Annotated in this window: 23 protein-coding genes; 21 read left to right on the forward strand and 2 right to left on the reverse strand. The window is 62.7% G+C overall.

What is annotated here, in order from left to right; genetic code table 11:
- Positions 1 to 56 precede the first annotated feature (56 nt).
- From trmJ to WIR04_RS08960, 20 genes are all read left to right on the forward strand, one after another.
- Positions 57 to 788, forward strand: coding sequence for a tRNA (cytosine(32)/uridine(32)-2'-O)-methyltransferase TrmJ (trmJ, locus tag WIR04_RS08865; protein ID WP_338892010.1), 732 nt, complete (start codon positions 57 to 59; stop codon positions 786 to 788).
- A gap of 93 nt (positions 789 to 881) precedes the next feature.
- Positions 882 to 1,385, forward strand: coding sequence for a Fe-S cluster assembly transcriptional regulator IscR (gene iscR / locus WIR04_RS08870; protein WP_025327241.1), 504 nt, complete (start codon positions 882 to 884; stop codon positions 1,383 to 1,385).
- Positions 1,386 to 1,437: 52 nt separating this feature from the next.
- Positions 1,438 to 2,652 (forward strand): IscS subfamily cysteine desulfurase, encoded by a 1,215-nt coding sequence (locus WIR04_RS08875; protein ID WP_338892013.1) that lies wholly within the window; start codon positions 1,438 to 1,440, stop codon positions 2,650 to 2,652.
- A gap of 54 nt (positions 2,653 to 2,706) precedes the next feature.
- On the forward strand, positions 2,707 to 3,090 hold the full coding sequence (gene iscU / locus WIR04_RS08880) for a Fe-S cluster assembly scaffold IscU (RefSeq protein WP_005299770.1): 384 nt from the start codon (positions 2,707 to 2,709) through the stop codon (positions 3,088 to 3,090).
- Positions 3,091 to 3,105: 15 nt separating this feature from the next.
- Entirely contained in the window at positions 3,106 to 3,429 is a 324-nt protein-coding gene (gene iscA, locus WIR04_RS08885; RefSeq protein ID WP_005324290.1) for an iron-sulfur cluster assembly protein IscA, read from the forward strand.
- Positions 3,430 to 3,560: 131 nt separating this feature from the next.
- Entirely contained in the window at positions 3,561 to 4,079 is a 519-nt protein-coding gene (gene hscB, locus WIR04_RS08890; protein ID WP_338892016.1) for a co-chaperone HscB, read from the forward strand.
- 28 nt (positions 4,080 to 4,107) lie between these two features.
- Positions 4,108 to 5,970, forward strand: a complete 1,863-nt coding sequence (gene hscA / locus WIR04_RS08895) for a Fe-S protein assembly chaperone HscA (RefSeq protein ID WP_338892018.1) — start codon at positions 4,108 to 4,110, stop codon at positions 5,968 to 5,970.
- A 1-nt stretch (position 5,971) separates the two neighbouring features.
- On the forward strand, positions 5,972 to 6,310 hold the full coding sequence (gene fdx, locus WIR04_RS08900) for an ISC system 2Fe-2S type ferredoxin (protein ID WP_005324284.1): 339 nt from the start codon (positions 5,972 to 5,974) through the stop codon (positions 6,308 to 6,310).
- Positions 6,311 to 6,468: 158 nt separating this feature from the next.
- Positions 6,469 to 7,773, forward strand: coding sequence for an aminopeptidase PepB (gene pepB, locus WIR04_RS08905; protein WP_338892021.1), 1,305 nt, complete (start codon positions 6,469 to 6,471; stop codon positions 7,771 to 7,773).
- Positions 7,770 to 9,062 carry an aminopeptidase PepB gene (gene pepB, locus WIR04_RS08910; RefSeq protein ID WP_338892023.1) on the forward strand — a complete coding sequence of 431 codons (1,293 nt, stop codon included), beginning with the start codon at positions 7,770 to 7,772 and terminating at the stop codon, positions 9,060 to 9,062. Before pepB (WIR04_RS08905) ends, pepB (WIR04_RS08910) begins: the two co-directional genes overlap by 4 nt.
- A gap of 270 nt (positions 9,063 to 9,332) precedes the next feature.
- The gene (gene ndk, locus WIR04_RS08915) at positions 9,333 to 9,761 is read left to right on the forward strand and encodes a nucleoside-diphosphate kinase (protein ID WP_005324280.1); all 429 of its coding nucleotides are present in this window, start codon (positions 9,333 to 9,335) and stop codon (positions 9,759 to 9,761) included.
- Positions 9,762 to 9,929: 168 nt separating this feature from the next.
- A complete protein-coding gene (locus WIR04_RS08920) occupies positions 9,930 to 11,033 on the forward strand; it encodes a bifunctional tRNA (adenosine(37)-C2)-methyltransferase TrmG/ribosomal RNA large subunit methyltransferase RlmN (RefSeq protein WP_025327235.1) in 1,104 nt (367 codons plus the stop codon).
- Positions 11,034 to 11,045: 12 nt separating this feature from the next.
- Complete coding sequence (tapF, locus tag WIR04_RS08925; protein ID WP_025327234.1) at positions 11,046 to 11,837, forward strand: PilW family type IVa pilus biogenesis/stability lipoprotein TapF; 792 nt, start codon at positions 11,046 to 11,048, stop codon at positions 11,835 to 11,837.
- Positions 11,827 to 12,756, forward strand: a complete 930-nt coding sequence (gene rodZ, locus WIR04_RS08930) for a cytoskeleton protein RodZ (RefSeq protein WP_338892029.1) — start codon at positions 11,827 to 11,829, stop codon at positions 12,754 to 12,756. Before tapF ends, rodZ begins: the two co-directional genes overlap by 11 nt.
- A gap of 10 nt (positions 12,757 to 12,766) precedes the next feature.
- A complete protein-coding gene (ispG, locus tag WIR04_RS08935) occupies positions 12,767 to 13,882 on the forward strand; it encodes a flavodoxin-dependent (E)-4-hydroxy-3-methylbut-2-enyl-diphosphate synthase (RefSeq protein WP_005324272.1) in 1,116 nt (371 codons plus the stop codon).
- 139 nt (positions 13,883 to 14,021) lie between these two features.
- Positions 14,022 to 15,299 (forward strand): histidine--tRNA ligase, encoded by a 1,278-nt coding sequence (gene hisS, locus WIR04_RS08940; protein WP_338892032.1) that lies wholly within the window; start codon positions 14,022 to 14,024, stop codon positions 15,297 to 15,299.
- A 3-nt stretch (positions 15,300 to 15,302) separates the two neighbouring features.
- On the forward strand, positions 15,303 to 15,953 hold the full coding sequence (locus tag WIR04_RS08945) for a YfgM family protein (RefSeq protein ID WP_338892034.1): 651 nt from the start codon (positions 15,303 to 15,305) through the stop codon (positions 15,951 to 15,953).
- Positions 15,946 to 17,130, forward strand: coding sequence for an outer membrane protein assembly factor BamB (gene bamB / locus WIR04_RS08950; protein WP_025327229.1), 1,185 nt, complete (start codon positions 15,946 to 15,948; stop codon positions 17,128 to 17,130). Before WIR04_RS08945 ends, bamB begins: the two co-directional genes overlap by 8 nt.
- Before the next feature lie 74 nt (positions 17,131 to 17,204).
- Complete coding sequence (gene der, locus WIR04_RS08955) at positions 17,205 to 18,704, forward strand: ribosome biogenesis GTPase Der (RefSeq protein WP_025327228.1); 1,500 nt, start codon at positions 17,205 to 17,207, stop codon at positions 18,702 to 18,704.
- An 80-nt stretch (positions 18,705 to 18,784) separates the two neighbouring features.
- Positions 18,785 to 19,042 carry a zinc ribbon domain-containing protein gene (locus WIR04_RS08960; protein ID WP_338892036.1) on the forward strand — a complete coding sequence of 86 codons (258 nt, stop codon included), beginning with the start codon at positions 18,785 to 18,787 and terminating at the stop codon, positions 19,040 to 19,042.
- 345 nt (positions 19,043 to 19,387) lie between these two features.
- On the opposite strand, the gene mltF is transcribed toward WIR04_RS08960, so the two are convergent.
- Positions 19,388 to 20,881 carry a membrane-bound lytic murein transglycosylase MltF gene (gene mltF / locus WIR04_RS08965; protein ID WP_338892038.1) on the reverse strand — a complete coding sequence of 498 codons (1,494 nt, stop codon included), beginning with the start codon at positions 20,879 to 20,881 and terminating at the stop codon, positions 19,388 to 19,390.
- Positions 20,882 to 21,030: 149 nt separating this feature from the next.
- Here mltF and purL point away from each other — a divergent pair, with 149 nt between their 5' ends.
- Positions 21,031 to 24,924: a phosphoribosylformylglycinamidine synthase gene (gene purL, locus WIR04_RS08970; protein ID WP_338892040.1), complete on the forward strand. Its 3,894-nt coding sequence runs from the start codon at positions 21,031 to 21,033 to the stop codon at positions 24,922 to 24,924.
- 247 nt (positions 24,925 to 25,171) lie between these two features.
- On the opposite strand, the gene nuoN is transcribed toward purL, so the two are convergent.
- A complete protein-coding gene (nuoN, locus tag WIR04_RS08975; protein WP_106886588.1) occupies positions 25,172 to 26,635 on the reverse strand; it encodes an NADH-quinone oxidoreductase subunit NuoN in 1,464 nt (487 codons plus the stop codon).
- Positions 26,636 to 26,643 lie beyond the last annotated feature (8 nt).

Genomic DNA, 26,643 nt, shown 5'->3' on the forward strand with positions numbered 1-26,643 from the left:
ATAGCGATTGGTTATGTTATAATTGCGCGCCATTTTTGACTGAAGATTGACTGGGCATGTTGGAGCAGATTCGTATCGTGTTGGTAAACACCTCTCACACCGGCAACATGGGGTCTGCGGCGAGAGCCATGAAGACCATGGGGCTGACGCAGCTGGTGTTGGTCGATCCGCAAGCCTTGCCAGATGACGATGCCATCGCCCTGGCGGCAGGGGCCAGCGATGTGCTGGCCAATGCCCTCATAGTCTCGACGCTGGATGACGCCATCGCCGATTGCGGCCTGGTCATCGGCACCAGTGCTCGATCTCGCACCCTGAGCTGGCCCATGCTGGATCCCCGCGAAGCGGGCGAGAAGCTGGTGACGGAAGGGGTGAAGCACCCGGTCGCCCTGGTGTTTGGCCGTGAGCGCACTGGCCTCACCAACGACGAGCTGCAAAAGTGCCACTATCACGTGGCCATCCCGGCCAATCCCGAATACAGCTCCCTCAATCTGGCCATGGCGGTGCAAACCCTCTGCTACGAGGTGCGCATGCACTGGCTGGATACTCAGGAGACTGATACAGCGGCTGAGGCGGAGCGGGTCGATTATCCCAGCGCGCAGCAGCTGGAAGGTTTCTATCTGCACCTGGAGCAGACCCTGCAGAAGACAGGTTTCATTGCCGATGATCACCCCGGTCATGTGATGAGCAAGCTGCGTCGCCTGTTCAATCGCGCCCGGCCGGAAGTGGTTGAATTGAATATCCTGCGGGGCATTCTCACCTCGGTGCAGAAAGCCCGGCCGCAGGATTAATCCCGACTGATTTACTCAACCATATACTTGACTGTTTTAGTCGGGTATGTGACCATGTGCCCATATTGATTTGTTCGCAAGACGGTAAGGCATATGAGACTGACCTCAAAAGGACGTTACGCTGTGACAGCCATGCTAGACGTGGCGTTGCATGCAGAGCAGGGGCCTGTTCCCCTGGCTGATATTTCAGAGCGCCAGGGCATCTCCTTGTCCTATCTGGAACAACTGTTTGCCCGTCTGCGCAAGCATGGACTGGTGAGCAGCGTGCGCGGCCCGGGCGGCGGTTATCGCCTCGGCCTGGCCCCTGGCGAGATCTCGGTAGGTCAGGTGATCACCGCGGTCGATGAGTCGGTCGATGCGACCAAGTGTCTCGGCAAGGGGGGCTGCCATGGCGGTACCCAGTGTCTGACCCACTCCCTGTGGCGTGACTTGAGCGAGCGCATTTCCAGTTTCCTGGGGGACATCACCCTGGCGGAGCTGGTCGGCCAGGCCGATGTGCGCCGCATCGCCGGCAAGCAAGATGAACAAATGAAGACCGTGTTGTCCCTGGTTGACCGGGCAGAACGCGGTGATGTGAGCTTGAAAGTCCAACTATAAACGTGCTTTCCACGACGAGTCGCTGTGTGACTCCGTCGTAACGGAGAAAAACATGAAACTGCCTATTTACCTTGATTATTCGGCAACCTGTCCGGTGGACCCGCGTGTCGCAGAAAAAATGATGCAGTGCCTCACCATGGACGGCCTGTTTGGCAATCCTGCCTCCCGCTCTCACCGTTTCGGCTGGCAGGCCGAAGAGGCGGTGGACCTGGCCCGTAATCAAGTGGCAGAGCTGATTGGTGCAGATCCTCGCGAGATCGTCTTCACCTCCGGCGCGACCGAATCCAACAACCTGGCCATCAAGGGCATAGCCCACTTCTATGCTGGCAAGGGCAAGCACATCATCACCTCCAAGACCGAACACAAGGCGGTGCTCGACACCTGCCGTCAGCTGGAGCGTGAAGGTTACGAGGTGACCTACCTCGAGCCGATGCCCAGCGGCCTGTTCACCCTGGAGCAGATTGAAGGTGCCCTGCGCGATGACACCATCCTGGTCAGCATCATGCACGTCAACAACGAGATCGGTGTGGTGCAAGACATCAACGCCATCGGCGAGCTGTGCCGCTCCCGCAAGATCCTGCTGCACGTGGACGCGGTCCAGAGCGTGGGCAAGATCCCGGTCGACGTGGAAGCGCTGAAAGTGGATCTGCTCTCCATGTCCGCCCACAAGGTATACGGTCCGAAGGGCATCGGTGCCCTGTACGTGCGCCGCAAGCCGCGGGTCCGCCTGGAAGCCCAGATGCACGGTGGTGGTCATGAGCGCGGCATGCGTTCCGGTACCCTGGCGACCCACCAGATCGTCGGCATGGGCGAGGCCTTCCGTATCGCAAAGGAAGAGATGGCGAGCGAGAGCCAGCACATCATGGCCCTGCGTCAGCGTCTGTGGAACGGCATCAAGAACATCGAAGAAGTCTATGTCAACGGCGATCTGGACCACCGTGTCCCGGGTAACCTGAACGTCAGCTTCGCCTATGTGGAAGGGGAATCCCTCATCATGGCGCTGAAGGATCTGGCAGTCTCTTCCGGTTCGGCCTGTACCTCGGCCAGCCTGGAGCCTTCCTACGTGTTGCGCGCCCTGGGCCTGAACGACGAGCTGGCACACAGCTCCATCCGTTTCAGCATCGGTCGCTTCACCACAGAGGAAGAGATCGACTACGCAATCAAGCTCATCTGCGACTCCATCGGTCGTCTGCGCGAGATGTCCCCCCTGTGGGAGATGTTCAAGGACGGCGTCGATCTGAACACGGTCGAATGGGCACATCACTGATCCTTGCCAGCGCGGCAAGTGTTTGGTGAACAACGGAATTAGCAGGAGTTAGATATGGCTTACAGTGAAAAAGTAATCGACCACTACGAGAATCCCCGCAACGTGGGTGGCTTCGACAAGAACGATCCCAGCATCGCGACCGGCATGGTCGGCGCCCCGGCCTGTGGCGACGTGATGAAGCTGCAACTGAAGATCAGCGACGACGGCATCATCGAAGACGCCAAGTTCAAGACCTACGGCTGTGGCTCCGCCATCGCCTCCAGCTCCCTGGTGACCGAGTGGGTCAAGGGCAAGACCCTGGACGAAGCCGCCGGCATCAAGAACACCGACATCGCCGAAGAGCTGGCCCTGCCACCGGTGAAGATCCACTGCTCCATTCTGGCGGAGGATGCCATCAAGGCCGCCATCGCCGATTACAAGCAGAAGAAAGGTCTCTAAGGTCCGGAGAGCAGTATGGCCATTACCATGACAGATGCCGCAGCGGCACGGGTTTCCTCTTTCATAACCAACCGGGGCAAGGGCATAGGCCTGCGCCTCGGCGTTAAGACCACCGGCTGTTCTGGCCTTGCCTATGTGCTCGAGTTTGTGGATGAGCTGGCCGCTGAGGATCAGGTATTCGAGCAGAATGGTGTCAAGATCATCGTCGATGCCAAGAGCCTGATCCATCTGGATGGCACCGAGCTGGACTTCGTCAAGGAGGGCCTCAACGAGGGCTTCCAGTTCAACAACCCGAATGCCAAGGGCGAGTGTGGTTGTGGCGAAAGTTTCAGTGTGTAAGCGGCAAAGCGTCAGTGTCTGAGGCGTTGGTAATAAAAGCGGCTGGACGGGAAGGGCACTTCCCGTCCAGCCGTTCCAACTCTCAAGACGAGTGTGATTGCGGTGCAAGCTTCCTTGTCTGAGGATGTACGATGAATCATTTCGAGCTGTTCGGGCTGGCTGAGGGCTTCGAGCTCGATACCCGCCAGCTGGCAGACACCTACCGCCAGTTGCAGACCCGGTTCCACCCCGATCGTTTTGCCACAGCCCCCGAGCGGGAGCAGTTGGCCGCGGTGCAGCGTGCCGCCCAGATCAACGATGCCTTCACCACCCTCAAGTCCCCCCTGCGCCGAGCCGAATACCTGCTCTCCCTGCGCGGCACCGACATTCGAGGCGAGCAACAGACCCTGCAAGACACCTCTTTCCTGATGCAACAGCTGGAGTGGCGCGAGCGTCTGGCTGACCTGAAAGGGAATGCGAGTCCTGAGCGTGCCATCGAAGATTTTCGTCGCGAGATCAGGCATGATCACCAGTCTCTGATGCAACGGCTGACCGAGGCCCTCACTGCGGGTGAAGATCTGACGGCGGCCGATTGCGTGCGCAAACTCAAGTTTGTCGACAAGCTCCTCGAGGAGCTGGAACGATTCGAAGACTCGCTGTTCGAGTCTTGACCCTCTAACGCTGGAATTGTGATTACCCATGGCATTACTGCAAATCGCCGAGCCCGGCCAGAGCGCCGCGCCTCATCAGCATAAACGTGCCGTTGGCATCGATCTCGGCACCACCAACTCCCTGGTCGCCGCCGTACGCAGCGGCCAGGCCGACACCCTCTGTGACGAGCAAGGGCGCGATCTGCTGCCCTCTGTGGTGCACTATCAAGCTGCCGGGAGCCAGAGCGACGCCATCCGGGTAGGCTTTGACGCCAAGCGTGAAGCCGCCCTCGATCCCCACAACACCATCGTCTCGGTCAAACGGATGATGGGCAAGGCGCTGGCCGACATGGATACCCGTCAGCAGCCTTACGAGTTCGTGGCCGCCGACAACGGCATGCCCCAGATCCAGACCCGCCAGGGGCTGGTCAATCCGGTGCAGGTCTCGGCCGAGATCCTGAAAAAACTGGCCGAGCGCGGCGTCGCCTCCCTCGGCGGCGACCTCGATGGCGTGGTCATCACTGTGCCCGCCTATTTTGACGACGCTCAGCGCCAGGGGACCAAGGATGCGGCCCGGCTGGCCGGCCTGCACGTGCTGCGGCTGCTCAACGAGCCCACGGCCGCCGCCATCGCCTATGGCCTCGACTCCGGTCAGGAAGGGGTGATCGCCGTCTATGACCTCGGTGGCGGCACCTTCGACATCTCCATCCTGCGTCTGCATCGCGGTGTGTTCGAGGTGATGGCCACCGGCGGCGACTCGGCGCTGGGGGGCGATGACTTCGATCACCTGCTGGCGGACTGGATCAAGGCGCAAGCCGGCCTGAGCGGCCAGCTCGAAGCCCGCACCCAGCGCGAGCTGCTGGACGTGGCGGCGGCGGTCAAGCACGGCCTGACGGATGCCGACCGCGTTTCCTGCACCTTTGCCGGTTGGCAGGGGGAGGTGAGCCGCAGCCAGTTCGACGAGCTCATCATGCCGCTGGTCAAGCGCACCCTGCTGGCCTGCCGCCGCGCCTTGCGCGATGCGGGGCTCGAGCAGGTGGAAGTGCTGGAAGTGGTGATGGTGGGGGGCTCCACCCGGGTGCCGCTGGTGCGCGAGCAGGTAGGGGAGTTCTTCCAGCGTACGCCCCTGACCAGCATCGACCCGGACAAGGTGGTCGCCATCGGCGCCGCCATCCAGGCCGACATCCTGGTGGGCAACAAGCCCGATGCCGAGATGCTGCTGCTGGACGTGATCCCGCTCTCCCTGGGTCTTGAAACCATGGGTGGCCTCGCCGAGAAGGTGATCCCGCGCAACACCACCATACCGGTGGCCCGCGCCCAGGAGTTCACCACCTTCAAGGATGGCCAGACTGCCATGGCCATTCATGTGGTGCAGGGAGAACGCGAGCTGGTGGCGGATTGCCGCTCCCTGGCCCGCTTTACCCTGACCGGCATTCCGCCCATGGCGGCCGGCGCCGCCCACATTCGCGTCACCTTCCAGGTGGATGCGGACGGGCTGCTGTCGGTCAGCGCCATGGAGAAATCCTCCGGCGTGCAGGCGGAGATCCAGGTCAAGCCCTCCTATGGCTTGGCGGAAGAGGACATCCTCAGCATGCTGAGCGCCTCCATCGCCAATGCCCAGCAGGACATGGATGCCCGCATGCTGGCGGAGCAGCAGGTCGAAGCCGATCGGGTGGTGGAGAGCCTCAATGCGGCGCTGGCCGCCGATGGCGAAGCGCTGCTGAGTGCCGCCGAACGTGCCGAGATCGATGCCGCGATCAATCACCTGCTGGCCATGCGTGCCACCGGCACAACCAACCAAATCAAAGATGCCATCGAGGCGGCGGATGCCGTCAGTGGCGAGTTTGCGGCCCGTCGCATGGATGCCTCCATTCGCAAGGTGCTGACCGGCCAAAACGTCAACAAGGTGTAATATGCCAAAACTGATCATTCTGCCTCACCCCGAACTCTGTCCGGACGGCGCAGCCCTCGAGGGTGCGACCGGTGAGACCATACTGGACATCGCCCTGCGCAACGGCATCGAGATCGAGCATGCCTGCGAGAAGTCCTGTGCCTGTACCACCTGCCACTGCGTGGTGCGGGAGGGCTTTGACTCCCTCGAGCCGAGCGATGAGCTGGAAGACGACATGCTGGACAAGGCATGGGGACTGGAACCGGAATCCCGCTTGAGCTGCCAGGCCCGTCTGGCGGACGAGGATCTGGTGGTGGAGCTGCCCAAGTACACCATCAACCTCGCCTCCGAGCGTCATTGATTGACCCGCTAATTACACATGAGTGAATTGCGCGTGCAGCATCCCATGGTGTAGTGATGATATGGTGAAGGCCGTACCCCTCGGGGGAACGGCTTTTTTTGTCTCCGTTACCCCGCGTTGTTAATGAATCGTGCCAAGAAAAAAGGAAGCAAGAGAAGATGGCTGACATGATGAAGGTACTGTTATCCGCCCAGGCCGCTGCCGCCGTCTGGGGTGAAGGCGCCCTGCTCAGTTTCAGCGGTGAGGAGACCCTGATCCACCTGGGCGCTACCGTCCAGCAGCAGGATGCCTTGCGCACCATTCAGCGGGCGGCCCGCCGACTCGAATCGAGCGGCATCAAGCGGGTGAGCCTGGCCGGTGAGGGTTGGGATCTGGAGCGTCGTTACGCCTTCGCCCAGGGCTTCTATGCCGCCAAGGGGCAGCGTGAACTGGACTTCGGCGAGCAGAGCGCGGCGCAGGCCCGTGAGCTGGAGGCGCTGATCAAGGCGACCCGCTGGGTGCGCGAGGTGACCAACGGTTGCCCGGAAGAGATCTACCCCATGAGTCTGGCAGAGTCCGCCCTGCTGCTGATCCGCGGCCTGGGTGGCGATCAGGTCACCGCCCGCATCACCGCAGGAGAAGCCCTGCGGGAGGCCGGCCATATCGGGATCTGGTCGGTGGGCCGCGGCAGCGAGCGCGAGCCCGTGCTGCTGGAGCTGGACTACAACCCGACCGGGGATCGCAACGCCCTCGTGGTGGCGGCCCTGGTGGGCAAGGGCATCACCTTCGACTCCGGTGGCTACTCCATGAAGTCCTCTGACAACATGCTGCCGATGAAGTCCGACATGGGCGGTGCCGCCATGGTGACCGGCGCCCTGGCGCTCGCCATCAGCCGCGGCCTCGACAAGCGGGTGAAGCTTATCCTCTGCTGCGCCGAGAACCTGGTCTCCGGCCACGCCTTCAAGCTCGGTGACATCCTCACCTACAAGAACGGCATCTCGGTGGAGATCCAGAACACTGACGCCGAAGGTCGCCTGGTGCTGGCCGATGGCCTGCTGGCGGCCTCCGACAGCGGCGCGGCCCACATTCTCGATGCCGCCACCCTGACCGGTGCCGCCAAGACGGCGCTGGGGCGCGACTACAACGCCGTGTTTGCCCTCGACGAGGGGGAGCAGGCGCGCGCCCTGGCCTCCGCCAAAGCCGAGAACGAGAAGGCCTGGCCCCTGCCGCTGGAACCCTGGCATGTGGGACAGCTCACCTCGGCCTTCGCCGAGCTGGGTAACGTGGCCTCCGCCGAAGGCACCGCCGGTGCTACTACGGCCGCCGCCTTTTTGTCGCGCTTCGTCCGTGACGAGGGCAAGGGCTGGGTGCACCTGGATCTCGCCGCCTCCTATCAAAAGTCCGGCAACGAACTGTGGGCGACCGGCGCCAAGGGCCACGGCCTGCGCACTATAGCTCGCTGGTTGCAGGAGGTGTGTGCATGAACGTCTGGCTGAGCCGTGAATTTGCCGCCCCCGAGTGGGGAGAGGGGGCACTGCTTTCCCATCGCCCCGACGGCATGGTGATCCACCTGGTGACGGCGTCGCCCTTGCTGGACATCCAGCAGGCGGCCCGCCGCCTCTGTGGTCAGGGGATCCAGAAGGTCGCCCTGTGCGGTCACTGGGAGCGCGAGCAGCAGTGGGCCTTCGCCCAGGGGCTGCAGACCCCCAAGGCCGAGGTGGAGCTGCAGTGGGCGACCTCGTCCGAAGAGGACAGGGAGGAGCTGGAGGCGCGCTGGCTGTGCGGGCGCTGGGTGCGCGAGATGACCAATGCGACCCCGGAGCAGCTGGGCCCGCTGGAGCTGGCGGTGGAGGCGGCGGCCTTCATCACCGAGCTGGCGCCGGACAGGATCAGTCATCGCATCCTCAAGGGGGAGGCGCTGCAACAGGCGGGTTGGGTCGGTCTCTATCAGGTTGGCCGCGGCAGCGATCGCGAACCCGTGATGCTTGAGCTGGACTACAACCCCACCGGGGATCGCAACGCCCCCGTGTTGGCGGCCCTGGTGGGCAAGGGGATCACCTTCGACTCCGGTGGCTACTCCATGAAAACCTCCCAGGGCATGCTCACCATGAAGCATGACATGGGGGGGGCGGCCATCGTCACCGGCGCCCTGGCGCTGGCCATACTGCGCGGGCTCGACAAGCGGGTGAAGCTCATCCTCTGCTGCGCCGAGAACCTGGTCTCCGGCCATGCCTACAAGCTGGGTGACATCCTCACCTACAAGAACGGCACCACGGTCGAAATCGTCAACACAGACGCCGAAGGGCGCCTGGTGCTGGCGGACGGCCTTCAGCTCGCCGGTGAATCCGGCGCGCCCCTCATCATAGACGCCGCCACCCTGACGGGGGCCGCCGTGATGGCGCTGGGGGGACGCTACAACGCCCTGTTTGGCCTCGACAAGGGGCTGGTGAGCCGCGCCATGGCTTACTCGGATGCGGAGCAGGAGCCGGCCTGGCCGCTGCCGCTCGAGCCCTGGCACCGCCAGCAGTGCCCGTCCCACTACGCCGACACGGCCAACAGCCGTCCGGTGCCGGGCGGTGGTCCGGGGGGCGCCTCCAACGCGGCGGGCTTCCTCTCCCGTTTCGTTGCCAACGGGGGGCAGGGCTGGCTGCACGTGGATCTGGCCGCCTGTTTCAGCGAGAACGGCGACAACCTCTGGGCGCCGGGGGCCAACACCCTGGGGATGCGCACCATAGCGCACACCCTGCTGGCGGAGACGCGCCGAGGGGCATGACAAGGCGAAAGGGCACCTCGGGGTGCCCTTTTCAGCGGTGCTGGTTATATGAGCAATAGATAGGGTTTTAGCGGGTTAGCGTGACTATCGTGCACAAGCGCACATTTTTTCTCAGTGCCATGGCACAAGATGAGTCACCATGTTGTTTCAAGGAATTATTTGTTTAATAAAAAGTTGCTTTTTTGTGTGTTATTTCGTTTTTTGTTTACGTATAATCGCCGCCGAACATGGATTCCTACAATAAAACTCTGTAGTTAAGGAAAGAACTCAATGGCTATCGAACGTACCTTCTCTATCGTCAAGCCGGACGCGGTCAGCAAGAACCTGATCGGTGCCATCTACAGCCGCTTCGAAAGCGCCGGCCTGAAAGTGGTCGCCGCCAAGATGCTGCACCTGAGCAGCGAGCAGGCCGCCGGTTTCTACGCCGAACACCAGGGCAAGCCTTTCTATGATGGCCTGGTCGCTTTCATGACCTCGGGCCCCGTCATGGTACAGGTGCTGGAAGGGGAAGACGCCATTCGCCGTCACCGCGAAATCATGGGCGCTACCAACCCGAAAGAGGCCCTGGCCGGTACCCTGCGTTCCTGCTATGCCGAGAGCATCGATCGCAACGCCGTGCACGGCTCCGATGCCCCGGCCTCTGCCGCCCGTGAAATCGCCTACTTCTTCTCCGACGCCGAGATCTGCCCGCGCGGCTGATTTTCGTCAGGAGATCATCAAGGGAGCCTCGGCTCCCTTTTGTTTTTTGGTCATTCGGTCAATATCCACTTATTCTCCAGGTGGAAAGGCAGACCCATTATTTGTACAATGCCGCCCCCTGACGTAGGTCAGCCGATAATTTATGAAGTGTGTGAGCTGAGGCCCTTGATGAGCGAAACAAAAACCAACCTGCTGGATCTCGATCGGGATGCCATGCGTGCCTTCTTCGTCGAGCTGGGCGAGAAGCCGTTCCGGGCAGATCAGATAATGAAGTGGATCTACCACTCCGGTTGTGATGACTTCGATCAGATGAGCAACGTCAACAAGGCGTTGCGTGAGCGTCTCAAGGCCATTGCCGAGATCCGCGCCCCCGAGGTGAGCCGCGAGCAACGCTCCGCGGATGGCACCATCAAGTGGGCCCTGCAGGTCGGGGATCAGGAAGTCGAGACCGTCTACATCCCGGAGGCGGATCGTGCGACCCTCTGTGTCTCCTCCCAGGTCGGCTGCGCCCTGGCGTGCACCTTCTGCTCCACCGCCCAGCAAGGCTTCAACCGCAACCTGAAGGTCTCCGAGATCATCGGCCAGGTCTGGCGCGCCGCCAAGATAGTCGGTGGCAAGCGCCCCATCACCAACGTGGTGATGATGGGCATGGGCGAGCCGCTGCTGAACCTCGCCAACGTGGTGCCGGCCATGAGCCTGATGATGGATGATTTTGGTTTTGGCATCTCCAAGCGCCGCGTCACCCTCTCCACCTCCGGTGTGGTACCGGCACTGGACATGCTGGGGGACCAGATCGACGTGGCCCTGGCCATCTCCCTGCATGCGCCGAACGACAAGCTGCGCTCCGAGATCATGCCGATCAACGACAAGTACAACATCGAGGCCTTCCTGGCGGGTGTGCGCCGTTATCTGGCCAAATCCAACGCCAATGGCGGCCGGGTGACGGTGGAGTATGTGCTGCTCGATCATATCAATGACGACATGCAGCATGCCCACGAGTTGGCGCAGGTGCTCAAAGAGACCCCTTGCAAGATCAACCTGATCCCCTTCAACCCCTTCCCGGGCAATCCGTTTGGCAAGCCGAGCAACAGCCGCATCGACCGTTTCTCCAAGGTGTTGATGGAGTACGGCCTGACCGTCATCGTCCGCAAGACCCGCGGGGATGACATAGACGCGGCCTGTGGCCAGTTGGTGGGGGAGGTGATCGACCGCACCAAGCGCACCATGAAAAATCGGATGCAACAGGATGGGATTTCCGTCAAAATGGTTTAACTCGCTAAGCCATTGTATAGACAGGAAATGGATATCCGTACATTGATCGTAGTGGCAGCGCTCTGCGCGCTGCCTGGCTGTGTCACCGAGACCACTTACGCTGGCCAGAATTCGACCCAGCGTGAAGTGGGTCCCGACTTCAAGGCGGCTGCCCAGACCCGTCTCGATCTGGGTATTCAATACCTGCGTCAGGGCAATGCCGAACAGGCCAAGTTCAACCTTGACCGGGCCCTCCAGTACGATCCCAGCAACCCTCAGGTCTATATCGGCTTCGCCTATTTCTACCAGCAGGTATCCGATTTCAAGGCGGCCGAGGAGAACTACAAGAAAGCGCTGTCCATGGATCCGACCAATGCTGACGCTATGAACAACTACGGTGCCTTCCTGTGCAACCGTGGCCGTTTCGAGGAGGCGGAGAAGGCATTCCTGCAGGCGGTCAGCCAGCCAGATTACGTCAAGATCGCCGATACCTACGAGAATGCGGCGCTCTGCTCGATGCAAAATAACAGAAATGACAAGGCCAACGAGTACTATCGTCTGGCCTTGGGGTATAATCCCCGCAATCCAAGGTTATTGCTGGACATGGCCGAGCTTTCCATGAAAGATGGCAAGCTGCCTGATGTGCAGTCTTACCTCGTGCGTTTTGCCGAAGTGGCAGACGAAAACGAGGAGAGCCTCTGGCTCCGGCTGCGGCTGGCCCAGGCCATGGACAAACCGGCATTACTTCACCAATTCGGGACTGAGCTGGTAAGGCAATATCCCACTTCGCAACAAGCCAAGCGTTACTTAGCCAATGACTACTGAACAGCCACACGATTTTCAAGACGACTCCCAGGCAGTGGGCCCAGGCCAGCTGCTGCGCAACGCCCGTGAACAGCTTGGCTGGACACGAGAGCAGGTTGCGTCCCGCATTCACCTTCGTCTGACTCTGATCGCCGCCATTGAGGCGGATACCTACGACAAGCATACGTCCCACACCTTCATTCGCGGCTATCTGCGCGCCTATGCCAAGCTGGTCGGCATTCCCGAGGAGACCATACTCGCGGCCTACGACAAGCTGGGACTGACGCCGCCCGATAACATCGACATGCAGAGCTTCTCCCGTCGCTCCCGTCAGCAAGCCAACGACAGTCGGCTCAAGGTGGTGACCTGGCTGGTGATCCTGGTGTTGATCGCGCTCTCCATCGCCTGGTGGTGGCAGAGCACGGCACGTCGCTCCGCCGGGGATGAAGCCCTGGCGGCGAGTGAGATGGGCACGGAGCAGACGGTGTCGGTCGCCAGCGTGACGACCACAGTGGACGTCGCCGACCCCGTATTGCCCGTGGCCTCCGACGCCGTGGCGACGGAAGTTGTGGTGAGTGACGCCGCCGCCACTGTGCCTGCCGTCGTTGCCGCGACCAGTGCCGCCCTGTCTACCGAGACCTCGGCTGCTGAGGCGACCCAGTCACCGGCAGAGACGGCCGCCACCGAACCTGGCAAGGCGCCCCAGCTCAAGATGAGCTTCACCGCCGACTGCTGGCTGGATGTCAAGGATGCCAACGGCAAGACCCTGTTCAGCGGTCTGAAGAAGGCGAACGACGAGCTTGTGCTGGAAGGACCCGAGCCACTCAGATTCATCATTGGCGCGCCCATGGCGGTCAATCTCGAATATCAGGGCAAGTCCTTCGACATGAGCCGTTACAACAACGGCCGGACTGCTCGCTTCTCACTGCCGCAGGAGTAATCTGTCCGCCATGTCCGCTCACGAATCCCCCATTATTCGTCGTCAATCCAGGCAGATCATGGTCGGCAATGTGCCGGTTGGGGGCAATGCCCCCATCACGGTGCAAACCATGACCAACACCAAGACCACGGATGTCGCCGCCACCGTCGAGCAGATCCAGCGGATCGAGCGGGTCGGTGCCGACATAGTCCGGGTCTCGGTACCCACCATGGAAGCGGCGGAAGCCTTCAGGCTCATCAAGCAGCAGACCCGCATTCCCATCGTCGCCGACATCCACTTCGACTACCGCATCGCCCTGAAAGTGGCCGAGTACGGTGCCGACTGCCTGCGTATCAACCCGGGCAACATCGGCAACGAAGAGCGGGTGCGCGCAGTGGTCGACTGTGCCCGTCATTACAACATTCCGATCCGCATCGGCGTCAACGGCGGCTCCCTGGAGCGTGATATCCAGGAAAAATATGGCGAGCCGACCCCGGAGGCCCTGCTCGAGTCGGCCATGCGCCACGTGGATTACCTGGATCGCCTCAACTTCGAGAACTTCAAGGTGAGCGTCAAGGCATCCGATGTCTTCCTGGCGGTCGGCGCCTATCGCCTGCTGGCCAAGCAGATCGACCAGCCGCTGCACCTGGGGATCACCGAGGCGGGCGGCTTCCGTGCCGGCGCGGTGAAATCCGCCATCGGGCTCGGCATGCTGTTGGCCGATGGCATAGGCGACACCATCCGCATCTCCCTGGCCGCCGATCCGGTGGAGGAGGTGAAGGTGGGCTTCGATATTCTCAAGTCCCTGCGCATTCGCTCCCGCGGCATCAACTTCATCGCCTGTCCCTCCTGCTCCCGCCAGGAGTTCGACGTGATAGGGACGGTGAACGCCCTGGAAGAGCGGCTCGAGGACATCATCACCCCGATGGATGTCTCCATCATCGGCTGCGTGGTGAACGGCCCGGGCGAGGCCCTGGTCTCGGATCTGGGGCTGGCGGGCGCCGCCAACAAGAGTGCCTTCTACGAGGGGGGCCAGCGCGTCGACCGGCTCGACAACAAGGATCTCATCCCGACCCTGGAGCGCCGTATCCGCGCCCGGGCGGCCATGCTGGATCCGGCCAACCAGATCCAGGTGGACAAAGGTTGAACCATTGAGGGGCCACCTGGGGTGGCCCCGGCTTTAGGTTATTGATTTTAAATCCCGCATCCGGGCACCCTGATTTTACCTCGGGGCCGAAAATCCCTATAATGCGGCCAAATTTTACCTCTTTTTCTCGAGTATCAACGTGGCAAAACAGATCCAAGCTATTCGCGGTATGAATGATTGCCTGCCGGAGCAGAGCCCGGTATGGCAAAAAGTGGAACAGATCCTGCGCCAGGTCGTCGCCAGCTACGGCTACAGCGAAGTGCGCATGCCCATCGTCGAGCAGACCCATCTGTTCAAGCGCGCCATCGGTGAAGTGACCGACGTGGTCGAAAAAGAGATGTACACCTTTGAAGACCGCAACGGCGACAGCCTGAGCCTGCGTCCGGAAGGGACCGCCAGCTGCGTCCGTGCCGGCATCGAACACGGCCTGCTCTACAACCAGGAGCGCCGGATGTGGTACATGGGCCCCATGTTCCGTCACGAGCGTCCCCAGAAGGGCCGTTATCGCCAGTTCCACCAGTTCGGGGTCGAGCTGTTTGGCATCAACGGGCCTGACATCGACGCCGAGCTCATCATGCTGACCCACCGCCTGTGGCGTCTGTTCGGCATCAGCGATCACGTCACCCTGCAGCTCAACACCCTCGGCCAGAGCAGTGAGCGCGCCGCTTACCGCGATGCCCTGGTGGCCTACCTGGAGCAGTACAAGAGCGAGCTGGACGAAGAGAGCCAGCGCCGCATGTACAGCAACCCGCTGCGGGTGCTCGACTCCAAGGACGAGAAGGTACAGGCCATTCTGGTGGGTGCCCCCCGTCTGTTCGATCACCTGGGTGAAGAGAGCCTGGCCCACTTCGAGGGGCTCAAGCACCTGCTCGAGTCTGCCGGCATCCAATACGAGGTGAACGAGCGTCTGGTGCGCGGCCTCGACTACTACAACCTCACCGTGTTCGAGTGGGTCACCAACAGCCTGGGTGCCCAGGGCACCGTCTGTGCCGGTGGCCGTTACGACGGCCTGGTGGAGCAGCTTGGCGGTCAGGCGACCCCGGCCGTGGGCTTTGCCATGGGCATGGAGCGTCTGGTGCTGATGCTCGAAACCCTCGAGCTCAACGCCGACATCCGCCCGGCGGTGGATGTCTATCTCTGCATGGTGGGCGAGGGGACCGAGCAGGCTGGCTTCGCGCTTGCCGAGCGTCTGCGCGACGCCCTGCCGGACTTGCGTCTGATGAGCCACTGCGGTGGCGGCAACTTCAAGAAACAACTCAAGCGTGCCGACAAGAGCGGCGCGGCCATTGCCCTGATCCTCGGCGAGACCGAGGTGCAAAGCGGGGAGATCACCATCAAATATCTGCGTGGCCAGGCCGAGCAACAGACCGTCTCGGTCGATGCCGCCATCGCCCTGCTGGCAGCTAAAGGAGAGTAAGCTGTGGAAGTGTATACCACTGAAGAACAACAGGTTGAGGTCATCAAGAGCTGGTGGAAAGAGAACGGTACCTCGGTACTCGCCGGGACTGTGATCGGTCTGGTCGGCCTCTTTGGCTGGCGTTACTACAACGAGCTGCAGCAGACCAATCAGGAAGCCGCCTCCCAGGCTTATAACGCCATGACCGCCCAGCTCGCCAAGGGTGACGATGCCGCCCTTGAGCAGGCCAAGAGCTTCATCAGCGCCCATCAGGGCGACGCCTATGCGGAGCTGGCTGCCCTGCAACTGGCCGCGGCTGCGGTCAAGGCGGGCAAGCTGGATCTGGCCGCCGAGCAGCTGACCCAAGTGGCCGCGAACGGCGACGAGAGCATCAAGCCCATCGCCGCTCTGCGTCTGGCCCGGGTGCTCAAGGATCAGGGCAAGGCCGACGAGGCGCTGGCCCAGCTTGGCAAGATCAACAACGACGCCTTCAAGGCCCAGGTGGCGGAAGTGCGTGGTGACGTGCTGCTGGGGCAGGGCAAGCCCGAAGAGGCGCGCGATGCCTATCAGGTGGCGGCCGATGCCGGCGGCCTGCAGAGCAGCGCCGAACTCAAGCTGAAGATGGACGATCTGGCGCTGCCAGTGGTCACTGCGGGTGAGGCTCCGGATGCGTAATCTGTACAAGAAAATGGCGCTGGGGGTGGCAGTCTCCCTGGCCCTGCAGGGCTGCTCCCTGTTCAGTTCAGAGGAAGACCTGACCCCGATGGCGCCTCTGCCCGTGGTGGAGTCCGCCTTCAGTGCCGATACCCAGTGGTCCTCCTCCGTCGGGGATGGCATAGGCGATTTCTACTCCCAGCTGCAACCCGTGGTGGAAGAGGATCACATCTATGCTGCCGCCCGCGATGGCGACGTGACCGCCTTCGATCGCAACAGTGGCGAGACCCTGTGGAGCGTGGATCTGGCAGACCTGCCCATCAACGCCGACAAGCGCAGCGCCCGCCTCTCCGGCGGTCTGGTCTCCCGCTACGGCAAGCTGTTCCTCGGCTCCGAGAACGGGGTGGTCTACGCCCTGAACGAAGCGAACGGGGAAGTGCTGTGGCAGACCACTGTACCCGGTGAAGTGGTGGCGAGCCCCGCCGTCGAGGATGGTCGGGTGGTGGTGCTGACCACCTCGGGCCGTCTGGTGGCGCTCGATACCGATGAGGGCAAGCTGCAGTGGACCCTGTCCGAAGAGCAGCCGCCCCTGACCCTGCGCAGCGCCAGTACCCCTGTCATCACCAACGGCGCCGTGCTGTACGGCCGCGCCGATGGCAAGGTGGGCATCGCCCTGCTGAGCAACGGCCAGCCGGTGCGCCAGTCCAAGGTGGCCGACCCGCGCGGTGCCACCGAGCTGGATCGCATGGTCGATGTGGACGCCAGTCCGCTGATTGCCGGTGATGAGCTCTATGCCATCGCCTACAATGGCCAGCTGATGGCCCGCAAGCTGATGACAGGTGACGAGGTGTGGAAGCGCAAGTATTCCGGCTACCGCGACATGGCGGTCACCGGCAATGCCATAGTGCTGACCGACAGCCGCAGCCATCTGTTTGCGGTCGACCGTCGCAATGGTCTCGAGCTGTGGTCCAACACCCAGCTGGAAAACCGCACCGTGACCGCTCCCGTCGTCCTGGGTGACTATGTGGTGGTCGGCGATGTGGAAGGTTACCTGTATTGGCTGGATCGGACCGATGGGTCCATCAAGGCCATGCAGCAGCTCGACAGCAGTGGTCTCTATGCCGCGCCCCTGGTGGACGGTGACACCCTGTATGTGCAGAGCCGTGGCGGCAAGTTGTACGCTATCAAGCGTCCCTGATCGCCCGTCAATCTGAATATCCGGCTCCTGGTCTTCGGACCCGGAGCCTTTGTCGTCTTGAGAATGAGGCTTTTATGACTCCTGTAGTAGCCCTGGTGGGCCGCCCCAACGTGGGGAAATCCACCCTGTTTAACCGCCTGACCCGTACCCGGGATGCCCTGGTTGCCGATTTCCCCGGCCTGACCCGGGACCGTAAATACGGCCAGGCGAAGTTGGGCGAGCTGGAATTTATCGTGGTCGATACCGGCGGTATCGATGGCACCGAGGAGGGGATCGAGCTGAAGATGGCCGAGCAGTCCCTGCTGGCCATCGAGGAAGCCGATGTGGTGCTCTTCATGGTGGATGCCCGTGCCGGTTTGACCGCCGCGGATCAAGCCATCGCCGAGCACCTGCGCAAGACCCACAAGAAGGTGTTCCTGGTCGCCAACAAGACCGACGGCATCGACGGTGACTCCGCGGTCTCCGAGTTCTACGGCCTGGCGCTGGGGGAGGTCTACCAGATCGCCGCCGCCCACGGTCGTGGCGTGCTGAGCCTGCTGGAGCTGGCGCTGGCCCCCCACCTTGAGACCCTGGTCGAGGCCGCCGCCGAAGAAGAGGCGCAGGAAGAGGAGGACTTCGACGAAGAAGCCCTGCTGCGCATGGTGGCCGCTGGTGACCTGGATACCCGGGAAGATACCAAGGAGACCCCGTTCGCCGACTTGCCCATCAAGTTCGCCATCGTCGGTCGCCCCAACGTCGGCAAGTCCACCCTGACCAACCGCATGCTGGGTGAAGACCGCGTCATCGTCTATGACATGCCGGGCACCACCCGCGACTCCGTCTACATCCCCATGGAGCGTGACGAGCAGAAGTACGTGGTTATCGACACCGCCGGCGTGCGTCGCCGCGGCAAGGTGCACGAGACGGTGGAGAAGTTCTCCGTCATCAAGACCTTGAAAGCCATCGAGGACGCCAACGTCTGCCTGCTGGTGATCGACGCCCGCGAGACCATCACGGATCAGGATTTGAGCATCCTCGGCTTCGTGCTGAGCAGCGGCCGCTCCGTGGTGCTGGTGGTGAACAAGTGGGACGGTCTGGATCAGAAGGTGAAGGAAGACGTCAAGAACGAGCTGGACAGACGCCTGGGCTTCATCGATTTCGCCCGCGTCCACTTCATCTCCGCCCTGCACGGCAGCGGCGTCGGCCATCTGTTCGAGTCCATCAACGAGGCTTACCAGTCCGCCACCCGTCGTACCAGCACCGCCATGCTGACCCGCATCATGCAGATGGCGCAGGAAGATCACCAGCCGCCCATGGTCAACGGTCGCCGCGTCAAGCTCAAGTATGCCCACGCCGGTGGCTACAACCCGCCGCGCATCGTGATCCACGGCAACCAGCTGAACGATCTGCCGGACTCCTACAAGCGGTATCTCATCAACTACTTCCGCAAGTCCCTGAAGATCATGGGTACCCCGATCCGGGTCGAGTTCCAGGAGTCGGTCAACCCCTTCGAGGGCAAGAAGAACACCCTGACCCTGAGCCAGGAGCGGCAACGGGATCGCCTGCTCAAGGCGAAGAACAAGAGCAAGAAATAAGCCTGACGGCTGCCCTGGTGGCAGCCGTTTTTCTATCTGTCGAATGAGGGATGAGCCCAGGCTTCTGCCCTTGAGAGGAGATGACCATGAGTCTCTTGACATGCCCGGCCTGCCCGGCCTGCCCGGCCTGCCAGGCCGAGCTGGACAGCCGCAGCCCCGAGGTGAGCTGCGGCCAGTGCCATGCCCGCTATCGGATCCGGGCCCTGTGCCCGACCTGTCAGCAGAGCCTGGAGCGGCTTCGGGCCTGCGGCGCCGTGGATTACTTCTGCAACCACTGCAACAGCCTGGTCTCCAAGCGTGCCGTGGGGTTCGAGGCGATCCCGACCGAGGCGAGCTGATGGAATAAAAAAACCCGGCCTTGGCCGGGTTTATGCTGTTGTGTGCTCCGCAATCAGCAAGGTATAGGAGCGGTTTCGGTGCCATATCTTGCGTTTCATATCGGCCAGTTTCAGCTTGCGTCTGGGGCTCCAGGCACATCTGGTTTTTCTGGTCAACGTGGCTCTTCTGCGTGTTCGCATCTGGTTTTCCTCCCTGGTCATCCCGGCGCAGCTGACGGGCCTTTGACATAGGCTGCCATCGGTATCGCAAGTTGATGAATGTATTGCGATAAGCCTCTCTCAGACAGGCTCGGGTCTGGGGGAATGGTAACAGAGAATTTCCCCAGACGACACACCCCGCAGGGCTCAGGGGGTGATGATCTGGCTGACCACCTCGGCGATGATGGCGGGGCGCTGTGCCGGGGCGGTCGGCTCGCTGCCATCGTCCTCGTCCAGGGCCTCGCGGCGATGGGCCTTCTGCTGCTCGTTGTCGAGCCAGAGCAGGCTCTGGTAGTACTGGCGCACGTTGTTGACGTAGTTGCGCGCCTCGCCACCCCGGGCATAGCCGTAGCGCACCATGCGATGCCAGCGTGACTGCTGCAGCAGGGGCAACACCTCTTTCACGTCGCTCCAGGCATCGGGATTCTTGCCGAGCTGCTTGGTCAGGCGACGGGCATCCATCATGTGGCCATAGCCGATGTTGTAGGCAGTGAGGGCAAACCACACCTTCTCGTCGGCCGGCACCGAGTCCGGCACCTTCTCCATCATCTCCTGCAGGTAGCGGGCGCCCCCCTTGATGCTCTCTTCCGGGTGGGTTCGATCGCTGACCCCCATCGCCTTGGCGGTGGGTTCGGTCAACATCATCATGCCGCGCACCCCGGTGTAGGATTTTGCCTGCGGGTCCCAGTGGGACTCCTGATAGCTGATGGCGGCCAGCAGGCGCCAGTCTATGTCCTTGGCGTGGGTCTGGAACAGCGTCTGGTACTTGGGCAGCAGGCTCTTGGCCCGCTGCAGGAAGGTGCGGGTGTCGACGAAATCGAAGTTCTGCACGTGGCCGAAATACTTCTCGTCGAGCTTGGCGATGGAGCCATCCATGAAGCGCTGGCCGAAGAAGTCGATGATGCTGGCGTAGAGGCTGTCATCGGGCAGCTTGGTCATGGCCCAGGCCACCGTCTGCTTGCTGGCCAGGGTCAGCCCCTCGGTGAGCTCGGGGTAGTAGCGCTGGGTGCGTGCCAGCACTGTGTCCTGCACCACCGTGTAGTCCACCTCGCCGTCGGCGACCTGCTTGAGCAGCTCCTCCACGTCGGCGTCCCGGTTGATGCGCCAGCTCAGATTGGGGTACTGGCTGGCCAGCTCCTTCATCAGATCCTCACCGGTGGAGCCGGCAGGTACCACTATGGTGCCCTTGATGTCGCCGAGATCCTTGGGCCTGGGGGAGCCGTTGCGATAGACCAGCTTGGGAGAGACCTGGTAGAAGCCGGGGCCGAAGCGAAACAGCTTGCGCCGCTCCGGGGTGACGACGATGGCGGCGGCGGCGAGATCCAGGGTCCCCTTCTGCAGCTGTTCGACCAGCTCGGCGGTGGAGTAGGTCGGGACTATGGTCAGCTTGACCCCCAGCCAGTCGGCATAGTGCTGCGCCAGCTCGTAATCGAACCCCTGGGCGGTGTCGTCACGCTGGTAATAGGAAGTGGGACCATAGAGGGTGCCAACACGGATCTCGCCCCGTTGGCGGATCTGCTCCAGCTGGCTGGAGGGGGAATAGAAGTCACAGCCGGCCAGGGCCAGTGTCAGCAACATCCCGATAAACAGTCGAAAAATGCAGCGCAAGTAGGTGAGTACCCTTGTTGAAAAAATCGGCATTTGTCAAAAAAGAGGCACCTTTATACCAGAGAGTGTGGAGGGAGTCACATCGTGGGAGATGAGAAAAACGTTTGTTCGCGGTGAGCCTGATCCCTATAATACGCGCGTCTCAAATCCCCCCACACTCTAAAACTTGGTGAGAAAGGTATATGGAAATCTTGCGTGGTGCCCCAGCACTGTCTGAGTTTCGTGTCCACAAGCTGCTGCAGAGCTGCGCACAGAGAGGAGTAGAGATAGCAGACGTCTATGCCGAATACGTGCACTTTGCCGAGCTTTCGAGCCCGCTCTCGCCCCCGGAGCGAGCGACCTTGGGCCAGCTTCTGCGCTACGGCCCGACCATCCCGGAACACACCCCCAGCGGTCAGCTGTTTCTCGTTACCCCCCGCCCCGGCACTATCTCCCCCTGGTCTTCCAAAGCAACCGACATCGCCCACAACTGCGGCCTGAACCAGGTCAAGCGGTTGGAGCGCGGCATTGCCTATTACATACAGGCCAAGGGTGAGCTGACTGCAGCCCAGCGTGGCGAGGTCGCGGCCCTGCTGCACGATCGCATGATGGAGGTGGTGTTCGATGAGCCGAGCCAGGCAGCCGCTCTGTTTGCCCATCACGAACCGCGCCCCTTCACCCAGGTGGACGTGCTGGGCGGTGGCCGCAGCGCCCTGGCCGCGGCCAACATCGAGCTGGGCCTGGCCCTCGCCGATGACGAAATCGACTACCTGGTGGAAAACTTCACCCGCCTTGGTCGCAATCCCAACGACATCGAGCTCTACATGTTCGCCCAGGCGAACTCCGAGCACTGCCGTCACAAGATCTTCAACGCCGACTGGACCATAGACGGTGAGCAGCAGCCCAAGTCGCTGTTCAAGATGATCAAGAACACCTTCGAGCAGACGCCGGATCATGTCCTGTCTGCCTATAAAGACAACGCCGCCGTGATGGAAGGCAGCCAGGGTGGCCGCTTCTTCCCGAGCCCCGCCAGTGGCGAATACCAGTATCACCAGGAGCGCGTCGACATCCTGATGAAGGTGGAGACTCACAACCACCCGACCGCCATCTCCCCCTTCCCGGGGGCGGCCACCGGCTCCGGCGGCGAAATTCGCGACGAGGGTGCGACAGGCCGTGGCGCCAAGCCCAAGGCGGGTCTGGTGGGCTTCTCCGTCTCCAACCTGCGCATCCCCGGTTTCGAGCAGCCCTGGGAGCAGGATTTCGGCAAGCCGAGCCGCATCGTCAGCGCCTTTGACATCATGCAGGAGGGGCCCCTTGGCGGCGCCGCCTTCAACAACGAATTCGGTCGTCCGGCCATTCTCGGCTACTTCCGTACCTTCGAAGAGCAGGTGCCGAGCCACAACGGCGTCGAAGTGCGCGGTTACCACAAGCCCATCATGCTGGCGGGCGGCATAGGCAACATCCGCAGCGAACACGTCCAGAAAGGGGAGATCCCGGTGGGGGCCGCCCTGATCGTGCTGGGCGGCCCGGCCATGAACATCGGTCTGGGTGGCGGTGCTGCATCGAGCATGGCCTCCGGCCAGTCTGCCGAAGACCTCGATTTCGCCTCTGTGCAGCGGGACAACCCCGAGATGGAGCGCCGTTGCCAGGAGGTGATCGACAGATGCTGGCAGCTTGGCGATGACAACCCCATCGTCTTCATCCACGATGTGGGCGCCGGCGGCCTCTCCAACGCCATGCCGGAGCTGGTCAACGACGGCGATCGGGGCGGTCGCTTCGACCTGCGCGCTATCGCGAGCGACGAGCCGGGCATGAGCCCGCTGGAGATCTGGTGCAACGAATCCCAGGAGCGTTACGTGCTGGCGGTCGCCCAGGACAAGCTGCCCCTGTTCAAGGCCCTGTGCGAGCGTGAGCGCGCCCCTTATGCGGTCATCGGCACCGCCACCGAAGAGAAGCATCTGACGTTGTCTGATGCCCATTTCGACAACCAGCCCATCGATCTGCCCCTGGACGTGCTGCTCGGCAAGGCGCCCAAGATGCACCGCGACGTGCAGAGCCTGCCCGCCCAGGGCAAGGTGCTGCAACTGGACGGCATCACCCTGAATGACGCGGCCGAGCGGGTACTGCGCCTGCCGACAGTGGCGGAGAAGTCCTTCCTCATCACCATCGGCGATCGCAGCGTGACCGGTCTGGTCAACCGCGACCAGATGGTCGGCCCCTGGCAGATCCCGGTGGCCGATTGCGCCGTCACCGCCGCCACCTACGACAGCTACCATGGCGAAGCCATGTCCATGGGGGAGCGCACCCCGGTGGCGCTGCTGTCCCACGCGGCCTCTGCCCGTATGGCGGTGGCCGAGGCCCTGACCAACCTGGCGCCGGCTCATATCGGCTCCCTCAAGCGGGTCAAGCTCTCCGCCAACTGGATGTCTGCCGCCGGTCACCCGGGGGAAGATGCCGGCCTCTATGAGGCGGTCAAGGCGGTGGGCGAGGAGCTCTGCCCGACCCTTGGCATCACCATACCGGTGGGCAAGGACTCCATGTCCATGAAGACCCGCTGGCAGCAGGACGGGGAGGAGCGCAGCGTCACCTCGCCGCTCTCCCTGCTCATCTCCGCCTTTGCCCGGGTCGAGGATGTGCGCAACACCGTCACGCCTCAGCTGCGTACAGACCTTGGGGAAACAGACCTTATCCTGATTGACCTTGGCAACGGCAAGCAGCGCCTCGGAGCTTCCGCCCTGGCCCAGGTCTATCGTCAGCTTGGTCAGAGCGCCCCGGATCTGGACAACCCCGTCCAGCTGAAGGGCTTCTTCAACGCCATCCAGGCGCTGGTGGCGGATCGCAAGCTGATTGCCTACCACGACCGCTCCGATGGCGGCCTCTTCGTCACCCTGACTGAGATGGCGTTTGCCGGTCACTGCGGCCTCGATATCCAGCTCGACCGTGTGGGCGGTGAGCTGCTGCCGGCGCTGTTCAACGAGGAGCTGGGTGCCGTCATCCAGGTGCGCCGCGACGACAAGGAAGCGGTGCTGACCCTGTTGGCCGGTCACGGTCTGGCGGCCTGCTCCCATGTGCTGGGCACGGTACGTGAAGACGACCTCATCCTGTTCCAGCGTGCCGGGGCCGAAGTGTACCGCGCCAGCCGCACCGCCCTTCGCACCCTCTGGGGCGAGACCAGCTGGCAGATGCAGCGCCTGCGGGACAACCCCGAGTGCGCGGATCAGGAGCATGCCGTCCGCCAGGACGCCACCGATCCGGGTCTGCAGGCCAGGCTGACCTACAACCCGTCCGAGGACGTGGCCGCGCCCTATATCGCCCGTGGGGTCTCCCCCCGTCTGGCGGTGCTGCGCGAGCAGGGGGTCAACTCCCACGTGGAGATGGCAGCCGCGTTCGACCGCGCCGGGTTCGCGGCGGTGGATGTGCACATGAGTGACATCCTGTCCGGTCGCATCAAGCTGGAGCAGTTCCAGACCCTGGTGGCCTGTGGCGGCTTCTCCTACGGCGACGTGCTGGGAGCGGGGGAAGGCTGGGCCAAGTCCATCCTGTTCAACGACAACGCCCGCGAGCAGTTCCAGCGCTTCTTCGAGCGTGGTGATACCCTCTCCCTGGGTGTGTGCAACGGTTGCCAGATGATGTCCAACCTGCGGGATCTCATCCCGGGGGCCGATCTGTGGCCGCGCTTCGTGCGCAACCGCTCCGAGCGCTTCGAGGCGCGCTTCAGCCTGGTGGAAGTGCAGGACTCCCCGTCCGCCTTCTTCGCCGGCATGGCGGGCTCGGTGATGCCTATCGCCGTCTCCCACGGGGAAGGGCGGGTGGAAGTGCGCGATGCCGCTCACCTGGCGGCGCTGCAAGCCAGCGGCCTGGTGGGGCTGCGTTTCGTCGACAACCGCGGCCAGGTCACCGAGCAGTATCCGGCCAACCCGAACGGGGCACCGGCGGGCATCACTGCGGTCACCACCACGGACGGTCGCGCCACCATCATGATGCCGCACCCGGAGCGGGTGTTCCGCACAGTGGCGAACTCCTGGCACCCGGACAACTGGGGCGAGGACGGTGCCTGGATGCGGATGTTCAGAAACGCTCGGGTGCGTCTGGGTTAATCCCGCGCTGACGTTCTAGAGAATCAAAAACCGGCCTCCGTGGCCGGTTTTTTTATGGGCCTGTGACAAGTTCTGCGAGCCCCGGGCTGGTGGCAGAGGGAAGGGGAGCAAGGGGGCAAGGGGGCAAGGGGGAGAGAGCAGAGCGGAGTGCAGGGTGAGCCGGGTTCCCTTGCCGGGTCCGGCAGTCTGGCGAGATAAAAAAAACCGGCCACGGGGGCCGGTTTTGCTCTGTGGGGTGACGCTGAGGCTAGCGCAGCACCACGTGCTGGAAGCCCTGCACCAGGCTGATGACAGGCTGGGGGTAGATGCCGAGCGCCACCACCAGGATGGCGGAGAGCAGCACCACCAGCCCACCGGAGGAGAAGGCCCAGTCGGCCTTGGCATCGCGCAGCTGCATGCCGGGTTCCCGCAGGTAGAGGGTGACCATGACGCGCAGGTAGTAGTAGAGCCCCAGGGCGCTGCCGAGCACTATGGCGCCGGAGAGCCACCACAGCTTGGCATCGACCGTCACCCCGATGAGGTAGAACTTGCCGATGAAGCCGAGCGTCATGGGGATGCCCGCCAGGGAGAGCATCATCACCGTCATGACGGCGGTCAGGTAGGGGCGCTTCCAGAACAGGCCGCGATAGCTGTGCAGGGAGTCCGCATCCTTGCCGCGATAGGGGCTGGACATCATGCTGATGACGCCGAAGGCCCCCAGGCTGGTGAAGAGGTACATCAGCAGGTAGACACCGGCCGCTTCCACCGGCATCTGGCCGAGGCGGCTCGCCACTATCACCGCCAGCAGGTAGCCGAAGTGGGAGATGGAGGAGTAACCCATCATCCGCTTGATGTTGGTCTGGATCAGCGCCAAGAGGTTTCCGACCACGATGGAGATGACCGCCATGGCCGCCAGCAGCCAGTGGATCATGGGATCCGAGGTGGCCGGCACCGCCAGGTAGAAGCGCAGCAGCACGCAGAACACGGCTATCTTGCTCACGGTGGCGAGGAAGGTGGCCACAGGTGCCGGGGCGCCCTCATAGACATCCGGGGTCCAGAGGTGGAAGGGGGCGAGCGACAACTTGAACGCAAAGCCCACCAGCATCAGGCCAAAGCCTCCCATCAGCAGCGGGTGGTGAGCCGGGCTCTGGGCCAGGGTCAGGCCGAGATCGCTGAAGCTCAGGCTGCCCGCTTGGGCATAGAGCAGCGCCATGCCGAACAGCAGGAAGGCGGTGGCGGCGGCAGAGAGCACCATGTACTTGATGCTGGCCTCCAGGGAATGGCGCTCGCGATAGGCATAACCCACCAGGCCGAACATGGGCAGGGTCAGCATCTCGATCCCGATAAACAGCGACGCGAGATGGCGGGAACCCGCCAGCACCAGGCCACCGGCGGTGGCGATCAAGAGCAGCAGGTAGAACTCTTCCCGGTTGTCCGGGTAGCCCTTGAGCCAGGAGCGACCGAAGGTACAGGTGGCCAGGGCGCCAATGAGCACCAGCCCCATGTAGAAGACCGCATAGCTGTCCACTTGCAGCAGGGGAGTGACCCCCTGATCCCCCTGAGCCATGACGATGGGCAGGGAGAAGAGCGCCAGGTTGAGGCCGGTGATGGTCACCACGAAGGCGGTGTCATCGCAGCGCTTCCAGGCGATGGCGAGCATCAGGGCGACCATGGCCCCTGTGGTCAGCAACAGGGGCAGCAGGGCCAATAGTTGGGCGGCGGTAAACGTCATGACAAGGC

It is taken from the genome of Aeromonas rivipollensis, assembly GCF_037811135.1.
Lineage (GTDB): Bacteria > Pseudomonadota > Gammaproteobacteria > Enterobacterales > Aeromonadaceae > Aeromonas > Aeromonas rivipollensis.